Origin of the sequence: Sodalinema sp. (assembly GCF_046483825.1) — a bacterium.
Taxonomy (GTDB): Bacteria; Cyanobacteriota; Cyanobacteriia; order Cyanobacteriales; family Geitlerinemataceae; genus Sodalinema.
Genome location: NZ_JAWOCL010000245.1, coordinates 1 through 12,857 on the forward strand (window position 1 = coordinate 1; position 12,857 = coordinate 12,857).

General features: G+C 52.8%; 11 protein-coding genes. 6 read left to right on the forward strand and 5 right to left on the reverse strand.

Annotated features, from left to right (window positions below):
* Nucleotides 1-84 precede the first annotated feature (84 nt).
* The gene (locus tag R6U67_RS15485; protein WP_410253382.1) at nucleotides 85-456 is read left to right on the forward strand and encodes a zinc-binding dehydrogenase; all 372 of its coding nucleotides are present in this window, start codon (nucleotides 85-87) and stop codon (nucleotides 454-456) included.
* A 43-nt stretch (nucleotides 457-499) separates the two neighbouring features.
* Here R6U67_RS15485 and R6U67_RS15490 read toward each other — a convergent pair whose 3' ends face one another.
* On the reverse strand, nucleotides 500-1,138 hold the full coding sequence (locus tag R6U67_RS15490; protein ID WP_087709406.1) for a hypothetical protein: 639 nt from the start codon (nucleotides 1,136-1,138) through the stop codon (nucleotides 500-502).
* Between the two features lie 161 nt (nucleotides 1,139-1,299).
* Here R6U67_RS15490 and R6U67_RS15495 point away from each other — a divergent pair, with 161 nt between their 5' ends.
* Complete coding sequence (locus R6U67_RS15495; protein ID WP_410253383.1) at nucleotides 1,300-2,838, forward strand: rhomboid family intramembrane serine protease; 1,539 nt, start codon at nucleotides 1,300-1,302, stop codon at nucleotides 2,836-2,838.
* A gap of 296 nt (nucleotides 2,839-3,134) precedes the next feature.
* Here the strand turns inward: R6U67_RS15495 and R6U67_RS15500 are convergent, their stop codons facing one another.
* Nucleotides 3,135-4,160: an ATP-binding cassette domain-containing protein gene (locus R6U67_RS15500; RefSeq protein ID WP_068789581.1), complete on the reverse strand. Its 1,026-nt coding sequence runs from the start codon at nucleotides 4,158-4,160 to the stop codon at nucleotides 3,135-3,137.
* A 124-nt stretch (nucleotides 4,161-4,284) separates the two neighbouring features.
* On the opposite strand from R6U67_RS15500, the gene R6U67_RS15505 reads away from it, so the two are divergent.
* Nucleotides 4,285-5,091 carry a sterol desaturase family protein gene (locus R6U67_RS15505; protein WP_410253384.1) on the forward strand — a complete coding sequence of 269 codons (807 nt, stop codon included), beginning with the start codon at nucleotides 4,285-4,287 and terminating at the stop codon, nucleotides 5,089-5,091.
* 96 nt (nucleotides 5,092-5,187) lie between these two features.
* Here the strand turns inward: R6U67_RS15505 and R6U67_RS15510 are convergent, their stop codons facing one another.
* The gene (locus R6U67_RS15510) at nucleotides 5,188-6,795 is read right to left on the reverse strand and encodes an FAD-dependent oxidoreductase (protein ID WP_410253385.1); all 1,608 of its coding nucleotides are present in this window, start codon (nucleotides 6,793-6,795) and stop codon (nucleotides 5,188-5,190) included.
* A 257-nt stretch (nucleotides 6,796-7,052) separates the two neighbouring features.
* On the opposite strand from R6U67_RS15510, the gene minC reads away from it, so the two are divergent.
* The gene (gene minC / locus R6U67_RS15515) at nucleotides 7,053-7,826 is read left to right on the forward strand and encodes a septum site-determining protein MinC (protein WP_410253389.1); all 774 of its coding nucleotides are present in this window, start codon (nucleotides 7,053-7,055) and stop codon (nucleotides 7,824-7,826) included.
* A 40-nt stretch (nucleotides 7,827-7,866) separates the two neighbouring features.
* Here the strand turns inward: minC and R6U67_RS15520 are convergent, their stop codons facing one another.
* Together R6U67_RS15520 and ccsB are read right to left on the reverse strand one after the other, a co-directional pair.
* Nucleotides 7,867-9,846 (reverse strand): amylo-alpha-1,6-glucosidase, encoded by a 1,980-nt coding sequence (locus R6U67_RS15520; protein ID WP_410253386.1) that lies wholly within the window; start codon nucleotides 9,844-9,846, stop codon nucleotides 7,867-7,869.
* A gap of 30 nt (nucleotides 9,847-9,876) precedes the next feature.
* Complete coding sequence (gene ccsB, locus R6U67_RS15525) at nucleotides 9,877-10,881, reverse strand: c-type cytochrome biogenesis protein CcsB (RefSeq protein WP_410253387.1); 1,005 nt, start codon at nucleotides 10,879-10,881, stop codon at nucleotides 9,877-9,879.
* A gap of 284 nt (nucleotides 10,882-11,165) precedes the next feature.
* Between ccsB and R6U67_RS15530 the strand changes: the two genes are divergently transcribed.
* Both R6U67_RS15530 and R6U67_RS15535 read left to right on the forward strand, forming a co-directional pair.
* Nucleotides 11,166-11,513 carry an ArsR/SmtB family transcription factor gene (locus tag R6U67_RS15530; RefSeq protein ID WP_068789586.1) on the forward strand — a complete coding sequence of 116 codons (348 nt, stop codon included), beginning with the start codon at nucleotides 11,166-11,168 and terminating at the stop codon, nucleotides 11,511-11,513.
* 1,070 nt (nucleotides 11,514-12,583) lie between these two features.
* Nucleotides 12,584-12,857: RRXRR domain-containing protein (locus R6U67_RS15535; RefSeq protein ID WP_410253388.1), on the forward strand; the 274-nt coding region annotated here is incomplete at its 3' end.

Genomic DNA, 12,857 nt, shown 5'->3' on the forward strand with positions numbered 1-12,857 from the left:
TTTCTGGCAATCCGATCGCTTTGTCAAACCAACCGTCAGTTGAGTAGCGATTATCTGTTTGATTAGCCGGAGAATCCCCATCTCTTGCTTAGTGGGGAGTATGTCAATCGTCCAGACTTGCCCAAATATGACATCATTTTTGATGCTGTCGGTAAGCGCTCCTTTGCCGAATGTTCCCAGGTGTTAACCTCCGAGGGAATCTATGTCTCAACCCTGCCCAGCATAGAACTCCTCGGGGCCATCACCCAGACCTTCTTCCTCCCCGGACCCACGGCTCGCCTTATCTTAGCCAAACCCAAAAGCCGCGATTTAAAGTCCCTGGCTGACTTACTCGACAGCAGCAAGGTTAAGGCGATCATCGATCGCACCTATCCCCTCACTGAAATTGCCCAGGCCCACCGCTACAGCGAAAGCCAACGAGCCGCCGGGAAAATTGTCATCACGGTGAGGAATTAGACCAAGCCAACAGATCGCAGACAAAACCATGATCGATTCTCAATTACTCATGACGACCCTTGTCCTGCGATCGCCCCGAGACATTCTCAATCGCCGCGATCGCCGCTTTAGACCCCGCAATAATATCCCGTTCCTCTCCCCCGAGATATAAGCGGCCAAAACTTCCCACCGCTTGCACCTGAAGGATATTAATCAGGGCTGACTTTTCCGCCTCATTAGCCGCCAACGCCGCATAAGCCGCCGGGGCCACTTCCAAGACAAACAAACTCTCCCCCGCCAGAATCATCTGTCCTCGGCGAGTACGGTTAATCAACTGCGTTTGGTGGGGATCGAGATTGCGGATAATTTGACTCGACATAATCTTGGGTTTGAGGCGTTCATGTTCCGTCACCCCCAACGCATCGAGAATCGCCACACCGGCCCGGCGAGTATCACTCTGACGACTGGCGTGAACCTCAAGTAACCCATAGAGGCGTTCAACCACTTGTACCCCAGGACGGACTCCCGTGGACTTGAGGGCCACATCGGTAATGCGATTGATTTCAATTCCGGGTGAAATTTCAACCCAAAGCGACGTATCCCCCGGTAACGGCAAAAACCCCAAAGCAACGGTTCCCATGTAGGCTGCATGTTGAGGTTGCAAGCTGTCAATATAGACAAAGCTGCGTAGTTCAACTCCCAAAATTCGTTCTCCGTAATAGGGGGACTAGGATTAGATTAAGACGTATCTATCAAAATGGATCGGTTTCCCCAGTTTCACCCTGACGGGAATGTGGGGAAACTGCGACCTTCGATTATACCGTTGAACGCCCTCGCCCCCTAACGCTCAATTCAGGAATCCCGATGACCCTCGATCGCCTTGTGTTATGGATTATCTATTTATCAACTGTAGTCTTCATCTGGCAATCGCTGTCGACTCGCCCGAAACAGTGGGGTTGGGTGATTCTCTGTGGCGGCTTATTGGGCCTATCGTTCGGCTTGTCGTTCATCTCAACCCGTGTCGCGGCCATCGTCGGCGGGGCCATCTGGACTCTGACGGTCTTGATCCCCATTCTGGGGGTGCGTCAGATGAATCTATGGGTGAAAGCCTCTCGCTATAGGGGGGCCTGTGTTCTCGCTAGAGTGCTGCTAATCCTTCACCCGGCCGATGGTTGGGGCGATCGCATCGTTCCCCTCAAAGCCCTCGCCTTAGCCCAGCGAGGCCACACCACCAAGGCGATTCAATTCCTAAAACCCCATCAAACCCCAAAATCTCCTATTCACCTCCTAGCGATCGCCCTGGAGTTGTTAATTCAACGCCAATGGCAAGAGTTTATCACCTGGCTACAAGCCCATCAGGGGGGTCATATCCCGCTCAATTTCAGTCTCTACTACCTCCGGGCCTTAGGGGAAACGGGGCAATTCAATCTCATGTTACGGGAATATCTAGCCCTCAGCCAACGGATGCAGCGTTTAGGGGATTTTGAACGTCTCTCCCTAGCCCGACTCTATGTTTTAGCCTTTGGCGGGGAAGCCGAGGCCGTGTCACAACTGGTTAAAACTGAACTGCGAACTTATCCTGAAATTAAGCAGAAATTTTGGCTCGCTACGGCTTACCAATATGGGGGGCGATCGCCGCTTGCCAAACCCCTCTTTCAACAGCTTCTCAAGACTCGTGATCATCTCCTACAAGCTGATAGTCAACGTCGTTTAGAAACTCCCATTGACTCCCCCCAACTCAACAGTCTATCACTCCATATCTTAGACCAACTCAAACTAACCCTAAACGAAGAACGACGGTATGGAAATCCCATTTCTGCCCCTCCCGCCTTAGGAACTTGGGGCATCATTGCCCTTAACCTTTTAGCCTTCTACATCGCCACACGACTCGGCGGAAGTCAAAACCTTTGGGTGTTATACCGTCTTGGGGCATTAGTTCCCAGTCAAGCCCTCGCCGGGGAATGGTGGCGCTTAATTACCTCTACCTTTCTCCATTTTGGGCTGGCTCATTTATCAATGAATCTGTTTGGACTCTATATTCTAGGAACCTTTGTCGAAGCCCGGTTCGGGCGGCTACGCTTTTTGTTGATTTATCTGATTAGTGGCATCGGATCGATGGGATTTATTACCCTATTAGCCCTCCAAGGAACTCAGGAACAATTTGTTGTTGGGGCGTCTGGAGCGGTGATGGGCTTAATTGGGGCGATCGCAGCCGTCTTTTGGTGCGGTTGGCGACAGGATAAAGCCCAAATTGCTCGGGAACGATTTCGCTCGGTTCTCTTAATTATTGTTGTTCAAACGATTTTTGATTTATCGATTCCTGAAGTCTGTTTTCTCTGTCATGCTTCTGGGGGAATCCTCGGCTTTCTCTCTGGATTGCTGCTCTTACGGAAACCATTTTAAGGGTTTTAACGTCAACATCCCACCCACTCAATCTGTCCCCTCTTGACGTTACTTTCAATGCTCCCGTTTTTGATGATTTTCTTAACAATTCGCCCTTGACGAGTTCTCATTTTATTGGTTATAATGCGGGTACGGACAATAAAATAACTCATGGAAAGGCGGGAGGGGTTCTGCGAACAGCGGCATCAAACATCCAACCTGCCTAAAAATAATTATCGTTGAATAAAGAATCAACAAACCCAGAGGTAAGGACGTGCCACTGATGCCCTTACCCCTTTTTCCCCTTAAGCCAGCGCTCAATTCCCCGCCATCTGACGTTTCTTCTCTTTTTTGAGATCACGATTGCCAGCAGCGGCAATCTCAGCATCCATAAGAGTGCGCCCCGTAGCCGCAAGATAGACATCATCGAGACTAGGGCGAGACTGGGCAATGCCGAAAATGGGAAGTCCTTGGCCTTGCAACGTTTGTTGCACCTGAGTCAGGGCATCACTTTGGGAATTAACCACCAAATTTAGAGAATTTCCTTGAGCCTCATTAACGATCGCCTCACGAACAAAAGGAAGGGCTTCCAACATCTCTTTAACACGGTTGGCTTCCTCCAAGGGGGCAAACTCGCGAATACGTAGCGTAATACGATCGCCGCCCACCTTATCTTTTAACCCAGAGGGAGTCCCCACATCAATCACCCGGCCGCGATCGAGAATCGCCACGCGATCGGCCAACGCATCCACTTCTTCGAGATAATGGCTGGTTAAGAGAATCGTAGTTCCCCGTTCCCGTAACTGCTGTAAAAAGCCCCAAACCGCCACCCGGCTTTCAATATCTAAGCCAACAGTGGGTTCATCCAACACCAAGAGATCCGGTTGATGCAACAACCCAGCCGCCAAGTCTAAACGCTTGCGGATTCCCCCAGAGTAAGTTCCCGTCTTGCGATCGCCGTATTCCGTCAACCCCAACATCTCCAACACCGTCTCAATGCGGTTCTCAATCTCCCGTTTAGGCAAGTGATACAACGCCGCCTGTAGGCGCAACAACTCCCGCCCCGTCAATACCTTATCCAACGCCACCTCCTGGGCTACATAGCCGAGGAGACGACGCACCACCCGAGGGCGATCAATCGCCGACACCCCAGACACCTCAATCCGTCCCGAATCAGGATTCGAGAGAGTACAGAGACAGCGAATCGTGGTGGTTTTACCCGCCCCATTGGGTCCGAGTAAGCCGAAAATTTCCCCCGGCTTGATCGAAAACGAGACATCCTCAATGGCGGTGACATCGCCGTAGGTTTTTTTGAGATTCTCAATGTAAACAGTCGGTGTCATAATCCCTTGGTTTGACGGTCTGGCTTTCCATCATTGTAATTCCCGAAACGCGGAATGCTTCGTCCTCTGCTTTAAAATGCCAACATCGCTATACTGGAATTGAGATAACCCGTGACAACATCTGATGGAAAACGAACCCCTAATTCGCCTGGGTTGCTTCTTTGGTATTTTAGTCCTGATGGGACTTTGGGAAGCGATCGCCCCCCGTCGCCAACCTCGCCAGTCCAAACCAAAACGCTGGTTCAGCAACCTGGGCATCGTCATCCTCAATACCCTCATCTTGCGGGCTGTGTTTCCCCTGGCCGCCGTGGGAGTGGCCGCGATCGCCGTCGAACAAGGCTGGGGACTGTTTAACGTCCTCTCCCTACCCACCTGGCAAGCGATCACCCTCTCATTTTTGGCCTTGGACTTCATCATCTATCTACAACATGTGATGTTCCACGCCCTCCCCACCCTCTGGCGACTCCATAAAGTCCATCATGCCGATTTGGACTTCGATGTCACAACGGGCCTACGCTTTCACCCCCTAGAAATTCTCCTCTCCATGGGCATTAAAATCATCGCCATTGTCCTCCTTGGTGCGCCCGTGTTGGCAGTGATTCTCTTTGAAATTATCCTCAATGGAACCGCCATGTTCAACCATGGCAATGTCAACGTTCCCCAAGCCCTCGATCGCCTCTTGCGGGCCGTCGTGGTGACCCCCGATATGCACCGCGTCCACCACTCCGTCATCCCCAGTGAAACCAACAGTAATTTCGGCTTCAATCTCCCCTGGTGGGACTATCTCCTAGGAACCTATCAAGCCCAACCGGCGGCCAGTCATGAAAACATGACCATCGGACTAACGGAATATCAGAAGACTCCCGAAGTAGAACAATTACATTGGATGTTGGCGTTGCCGTTTTGGAAGGGAACAGGGAATAGGGAATAGGGAACAGGGAACAGGGAACAGGGAACAGGGAATAGGGAATAGGCATAACCCACCCCTAACCCCTCCCAAGAGGGGATGGCAAGAGGTAAGAGGGAGTTAGCGGACTTGGCTGTATTCGTTGCGATCGGCGGTGATGCGTCCTCGGAGTTCCGTCGTGCGTCCCGTCATCTGATCCCAGCGATCGCGGACCTGACGAGAGGTGATTTGATTCAGAGGAACCTCTTGCTGTTGGGCGATCGCGGCGGCGACTCCTAACCCTTGACCGTGATAGACATTTTTCGTGTTGATGCGTCCAACGGATACCGCAATCCCTTCGTAGCCGCTAGACCGTCCCGCGATCGCTAAGTTCTCAATCGACCGAGATAACCCATGTTCAATGCCAAAATTATATCGGGGTAGGGGCGGAACGCGCATCGACAGACCATCAACACCACCGCGAAAGTCGAAGTCATAGGAAAACGTGGCAATGGACTCCTCCCGAGGGGTTCCCCCAGCCATAATCTCCTGGCCCGAGAGGGGGTTAACCACGTCGCGGACACTGACACTATGGCGAACATAGATTTCCGGGGGTAGAATCACCTCAACCTCGGGGTTGCCGGAATACTCCCGTAACCAGGCTTCGACCTCTGCCAACTCAGCCATCATATCTGGAGTCGGTTGCAGGTCATTGGCTTCTATCTCGCGAATAGTATCGACCTCATACTTAAACAAAAAGCCATTCCAAGATAGCGATCGCGTATCGAGTTCACAGACATTGGCTTTATCCCAGAAAAAGCCTTGTAGAGAAAACGGTTGATTGCGATCGAGATGATAGGCCGCCCCCATGGCGATACTACGGAAATAATAGCCATCTCGGTAAGATTGATAGAGGGGAAAGCCAAACCCCGACATCCAAAACTGAGAACCGGCGGCGTCGTTGCGGCCATAGATACTCTCCTCAATTTCGGCGACCCAGTTGGGATCATTATGGAACTGGGCCTCAATCTGGCGTAACTCTTCAATGGTCAACCCTTCGACAATGGGGACAATCGAGGTTCCGAGAGTCGATTGGGCTAAATCAGCATCCTGGGACTCATAGCCACGATAGTACGGTTGTCCGGCGGCGATCGCCAACTCGGCCTGTTGAGTCGTATCAATAAACGACTTCGCCTCAATGCGTTTGTTTTGGCCCACCACCTCGGCGTAGTCAATCCGTCCCTCCGTCACAACCGGGTCTAAACGAGCGTTGGACAGTAACGACACCCCAGCCTCGGCTAACATACGCCGCATTCCCTCATCGGCGCGGACTGGATGAACGCAAGACTCCCCCACGTTGGCTTGTTCGAGAAAGTCCAAGAAACACTCACTAAACGGTTGAACGTACCAACGGGGGGTTTTATCGAAATCGAGATAGGCTAATCCTCCCCGAGTCAGGAGTCCCCCCAGCATCGCCTCCGCCTCCTGAGGGCGAACCAAAACCACTCGACCCTCATCACCGAGGGTCTTTTTCGCCCAAATGGCGGCACAAATACCCGGTAACTCGTCCCCATACACAACCACATCGTACTGGTCAATCTGGGGCGGTTCTGGGGTCGCTATGGCAACCGGATCGGGTCCCAAGTCTTCACTGAGGCCGGAGTCGGGCGTTCCAATGCTTAAGCCGTTGCAGCCGCTCAAAAAGAGGGCGATCGCCGCCAAAAGACCCGTCCAGGACAATTGCACCATTGAGCGTTAACCGTTGAAAGTTGACCGCTAACCACTATAGCGAATCGAAACAGACGCGCTAGGATAGAAGGCGATTTGATAGACCAGGTCTGTCCGGGTTGTCCCCCCTCTGTTCTCGACTGTTATCGACTTGCGTTTTCATGCCTTCTGACTCTTCCCGTCCCGCTGATTCGATGTCTGAACTAACCCCTCGCCATGAGATTTCGCTCTCAACCCCTGAGACTGACCCTGAGATTGACTCTGAAACGGACTCTGAGATTGACCCTGAGACAGAACTCTCCCAAGACACCTCCAAACCACCAGGATTAAATCTCCATCAGCAAGTTCGCCTCAAAAGTGAGGCGGGGCAGGTTCTCCTGCTTTTGCCCCCCCAGTCTGAAACCGCTGGTGAACTCACCTGGCAAGAACTCTGGCAACAACTGAAACATCGCCTCAACGCCGGCGATCGCTTCTGGCAACCGGACACAACGGTAATTTTACAAGCCGGCGATCGCCTCCTCGACAGTCGCCAACTACAAGAACTCGACGACGCCTTACAAGAAGCCCAACTCGCCCTACAACGGGTGTCCACCTATCGCCGCCAAACGGCCGTGGCCGCCGCCACAGCGGGCTATTGCGTCGAACAACCCTCTCCCGAAGATAGTTTGCAAAATAGCCTGGCCACGCCCCCTAAAGCCCTGGCAGAACCCCTCTATCTCAACACGACCGTGCGATCGGGAACGGAAATTCGCCATCCGGGAACGGTAGTTCTCGTGGGGGATGTCAACCCCGGCGGGGCGGTGATTGCCGAAGGAGATATTCTCGTCTGGGGACGCTTGCGGGGAATCGCCCATGCGGGGGCGGCGGGGAACCCCCAATGTCTGATTATGGCCCTACAGATGGACCCGACCCAGATTCGTATTGCCAACGCCGTGGCCCGAGCGCCCTCGGATAAACTCTTAGACTATTATCCTGAAGTGGCCTATGTGGCGAATCGGGCCATTCGCATCAGTCGCGCCGCTGATTTCAATTTTGCCTCTCGCGGCCGCTGAGACCCTAGATTTCCCTCACTCCCGCCATTCAATCCTGCATTCAATCTTGCAATTGACGCATCACCCGCAACAGTTCCGCCACACTCCAGGCCTGGGCAAAACAGCCCCGAGGGGTGTGGGGGGCATTCCCGTCAAAAATCTCGCTAATACTGCCCATGGCCCCAGCCACGAGATGGTCAAACAGGGGGTCTAGGAAACGGCGGGCCTGGGATTTGTTGCCATAAACCTTGTAGTGGGCTTCGGCAAACGGACCCAGTAGCCAACTCCAAACGGTCCCTTGATGATAGGCCCCGTCACGCTGCCAGCGATCGCCGCCATACTCCCCACAATACTGTTCATCTCGCGGTGAGAGCGATCGCAAGCCATAGGAGGTCAACAACTCCTGAGACACCACCTCTAACACAGCCCGACTTTGGGCGTTTGTCAACAGAGATCCAGGCAAGGAAAGGGCAAAAATCTGATTGGGGCGCAAGCGGGCATCCTCTCCCTCGGGACTGTCCACCACGTCGTAACAATAGCCTCCCGCCTCATACCAAAAGCGATGAAACCCGCCTCGGGTGCGCGCCGCCAACTGCTGATACTCGCTTTCATCTTTGCCCAAGGCCTGGGCTAAACCCGCCATCACGGCCAAGGCGTTATACCAGAGGGCATTCACTTCGACCGCTTTACCCTGACGCGGTGTCACCACCCAGTCGTCAATTTTGGCATCCATCCAGGTTAACTGAACGTCAGCTGCACCGGCATAGAGCAAACCATCGTCATCGACACCGATGTTGTAGCGCGTCCCCCGCAAATGCCAATCAATGACCTCCTGTAAAGCTGGGTATAGGGCCTCAATCAGTTTGAGGTCTCCAGTTGCCTCAAAATACGCCTGTACGCCCTGGAAATACCAAAGAATGGCATCCACTGTGTTGTAGTCCGGTTCCAGCCCGCCATCGGGGAATACGTTGGGCATCATGCCCTGATCAAAGTAGCGAGCGAAGGTCTGCAAAATGGATCGGGCAATTTCGGGCCGCCCGGTGGCGATGGTTAGCCCCGGCAGACTAATGGCGGTATCTCGACCCCAATCGCCGAACCAGGGGTAGCCAGCCATGATGGTACTACCTGGGGTTCCGTCGCTGAGGGGGCGATCGCAGATAAATTGATCGGCAGCTAGGGCCAACTGTTGCAAGCGTTGATCCTCACCGAGGGTCCCCCGGGCGCGATCGCACAATCCCATCTCATAGTCCTGTCGTCGCTGCCAGGCCGCCTCACCGTCGTCATCACACTCGGTTTCAGCACTGGCCACCAGGGTCAGGGATTGTCCCGGTTCGAGGGTCATCTCCAGAGTCGCCCCGTGGAAATGGTTTTCGTCGCAGCCTGTACCACGATATCGCTCTAATTGCAAGTCAAAATGACGATACCAGTCTCCGTTGGGGGTCCACTCTCCCATCCCTCGCAGCCGCAAGGGAACCGCCCCACCGAAGGCCACCATATCGATCCCATCCTCAACGCGCCACACTTGCCAATTCCCCATAACACTGCCGCCATGATGATCGCGGTAGTTGAGAAAGGCCCTGAGGGAGAGCTGCATTGGGGCGGTTCCCCGACTCAGGGAATAGCGAACATAGGTCGTATTTTGGCCCCGTTCCATCCAAACTCGCTTCGAGAGGCGAGCATCGGCCAGAGCATAATGCCAAACGGGGGTTGTCCCCTCTAATTCAAAGGCTTCTAGGTGGATATATCCCGTTGGGTCCACGGTTCCATCTCCCCAACGGTTACAGCCGAACTCAACCTGTTGGCCACGATAGCGGGCTATCTCATCGAGTTTCACTAACATCAGAGTTCGGCCCAGGGGCGGTTCTAGGGCCGCCACCAGTAAGCCGTGATAATGACGAGTCAATAGCCCCGCTACGGTTCCTGAGGCATAGCCGCCAATGCCGTTCGTCACGAGCCATTCTCGACGTTCGGCAATGGCCAGGTTGCCACAGGTCTCTCGTCCAATATGTAGGTAATTCGGGGTCACGATCGCGCGCACCATGTTAGGGGACAGAGGAGTGAACGGCCCCCATTAAAAGAACCAACCATAGGAATGTAAGCCTTTCCCAAGTAGGTTCACGCCGAGATAGCAGACCCAGACGACGATAAAGCCACCGGCGGCCAAGAAGGCGGGACGACGGCCCTGCCAGCCGCGAGTGATGCGGGCATGGAGATAGGCGGCGAAGACGAGCCAGGTAATGGCGGCCCAGGTCTCTTTGGGGTCCCAACTCCAATAGGTTCCCCAGGCTTCATTGGCCCAAACCCCGCCGGCAATAATGCCGATGGTGAGGAGGGGGAAACCCAGGCCGATAATGCGATAGCTGACATTATCGAGGATATCGGCCAGGTTGAGCCGTTGGGGGGACAACGTCAGGGTTTGGGGACGTTCGAGGGTGGCGACTCCACCTCGTTCGGAGGTGATGGCATTGAGACTGGGTTGGGGAGTCCCTTGGGACGGGGGTTCGGGACGGTTTCGGTCTCGTTTTAGGTCTCGGAAACTGCCGGTTCCTACGGAACTCCCTCGTAGTTCGATCTCTTGGCCTCGGGTCACCACGAGGAAGGCGATCGCCATCAGGGAGCCTACCATCAGCGTGGCATAGCTGAGCATCATGACGCTGACGTGCATCATCAGCCAGTTGGATTTCAGGGCCGGAACTAGGGGTTCGGACACCTGCATGGTTTTGGGCAGGGTTAGGGTGGCGAAGGCAGCAATTCCCATGGCCACGGGAGCGGTTACAGCACCGACGAGACGACTACGACTGATATTTTCGGCGATGAGGTGGACGGCGGTAATGCCCCAGGCTAGGAAAAATAAAGATTCGTAAAGATTGCTGATGGGGAAGTAGCCGGCTTCAATCCAACGGGCGCCGAGGAGGCCGGCAATGCAAAGATTTGCGATCGCCATTCCGGTGGTTCCCACGTTCCCCAGATAGGGAAGCTGAGGAAAGGCAACCCCCACCCAGTAGGTGAGCATGGTCAGGAACAGGATCGCAAATGACAGGTTGTCGAGTACATTCTGGAGGGATACCAGATCCATGGGCGGTTCTCTCTTAACGGTCAGTGGTTGGGTTTCGTGGCGAGTTGGAGACTTGCCTAGACTGATCCTAGCGAGTTCTGGTACAAAGGGGAATCCTTTGTACCGGTCGGGTTCGCTCTTGACTGAATTTGGCTTCGCGTTGGCGATGGCCATCAGGGCCTCGATCGGCAGCGGCTTTCGTTAAGATGCGCGATCGCTTTGCCAGTCGCCAAAACTTATATGCCAATATAATTTACACTATACTTCAAAACACGATCCAAACGTTACTCGAAACCCTAAAGCCAATGCAAGAAACTTCAACAGCCGCGATCGCCAAAGTCTCCGACTACTTCAAGGTGTTATCCGAAGTCAGTCGCCTCCTGGTTCTCTGTACTCTCAAATCGGGGACAAAGAATGTCTCGGAGATTGTCGAGACTACCGGACTCGGACAGGCGAATGTCTCCAAGCACCTCAAGATTCTCACCCAGGCGGGATTTATTGAGCGTACCCCAAAAGGGGTCAGTGTCTACTACCAGATTACAGATCCGGTCGTTTTCCAACTTTGTGAGTTGGTCTCGCACCGTCTGTCAATTCACTTGGAAGAACAGGCTCAACATTCCCTAGATCTTAAGTCATTCCAGCGGTCTATGTAGTCGGATTTATTATTCAGTTTGCATCACTCAGATTGTTTTTTCCACTATTAAGGTAGTATTCGGGTAGTAAGAAGCATTAATACTGTGGGCTTACTACCCAGCTTCTTGATGTATTTATCTTGACAAACTCGACTCCCTTAAAGGGCGATCGCCATTGCTTTTAAAAAAAGTTTCAATAATATCATATCTAAGTCGGACACTATTATTTCTGGGTCTTTCTAAATCAATTTTTATTAGATTTTTAGATTAAAAGTAGTTCTAGCCTGGGCGCAAAATATCGACAAAACATATCTCGCCAAAATAATCACTAAAAACCCGGAACCTTAGACATATAGGGGACTGCGAGTAGCGGCTAGCATTTTCTGTCGAGGAAAATCACCCTTAACCCCTATAAGATAAACCTAAAAATATAAAAAATACACCTCATTTAAAATTTAAAACTCGGATACGGAGCAGATTTCAGGGCAGCCGTCTCCCGAGACTAGCCCATGTGAGTTGAGAGAGTTGGACCAGTTAATCGCCCCGGACTATCCCAGATTAACCCCAAATCAAGACTTCAAATCGGTCGTCATTGTGCCGGGGTGTTTAGGGTTGGCTATTGTGTACAGATACACAAAAAACTTTACCTTTGTTTATAATCAAGAAGAGCAGCTAGCTTGAGTAACATTATTTAACCAAAGCCCTTAAGAAAAAAGTTTAAAATAGAACATGGACATGACCTCAAAACCATTCGCGATGGGATATCATGTCAACTCGCGCCCCGGCCGAGAGTTCGGGTTGCCGGTTGTCTTCGGGAACCGCAGTCACACTCAGCCGTCAGCACCCCCGGCTTACCTCCCGCAACCGGGTAGCTGACCAGCTTAAGCCCTAACGGGCTACGTGAGCGAGTAAGAGTTAACGTTCCTACCCTGGAATGCGTGCTAGTTCCAGGCTCTAGAACCGAATCGTTAAACAGTCCTAAGGGGTTAAGACCGTGCGATTGGGAAAGTACCGACTCGGAACATTAGCGTTCGCGCAGCGTGCGCGTTAGCGCATAGCAAACGTTACGAGCAATCAGAACAGACGCAACAATGTCTAACCATGTTTTCGTTTTAGATACCAACCGCAAACCGCTGACACCCTGCAAGCCCGGGGTAGCACGGTCACTACTCAAAGCCGGGAAAGCATCGGTATTTCGACGCTACCCATTTACCATTATTCTCAACAAAGAGGTCGAGGCTAATCCTGAACCCCTCGAACTCAAATTAGACCCAGGCTCTAAAGTCACTGGAATTGCCTTAAAGCAAGGGAATCATATTATCTTTGCTGCCGAGTTGCAGCACCGAGGACAGCAGATTAAAGAAG

What these genes read in the sequence shown, in the direction of transcription:
- R6U67_RS15510 (WP_410253385.1), bottom strand. Translation starts at nt 6,795, where the DNA reads ATGGTGCAATTGTCCTGGACGGGTCTTTTGGCGGCGATCGCCCTCTTT.
- R6U67_RS15530 (WP_068789586.1), top strand. Translation starts at nt 11,166, where the DNA reads ATGCAAGAAACTTCAACAGCCGCGATCGCCAAAGTCTCCGACTACTTC.
- R6U67_RS15520 (WP_410253386.1), bottom strand. Translation starts at nt 9,846, where the DNA reads ATGGTGCGCGCGATCGTGACCCCGAATTACCTACATATTGGACGAGAG.
- R6U67_RS15495 (WP_410253383.1), top strand. Translation starts at nt 1,300, where the DNA reads ATGACCCTCGATCGCCTTGTGTTATGGATTATCTATTTATCAACTGTA.
- ccsB (WP_410253387.1), bottom strand. Translation starts at nt 10,881, where the DNA reads ATGGATCTGGTATCCCTCCAGAATGTACTCGACAACCTGTCATTTGCG.
- R6U67_RS15505 (WP_410253384.1), top strand. Translation starts at nt 4,285, where the DNA reads ATGGAAAACGAACCCCTAATTCGCCTGGGTTGCTTCTTTGGTATTTTA.
- R6U67_RS15500 (WP_068789581.1), bottom strand. Translation starts at nt 4,160, where the DNA reads ATGACACCGACTGTTTACATTGAGAATCTCAAAAAAACCTACGGCGAT.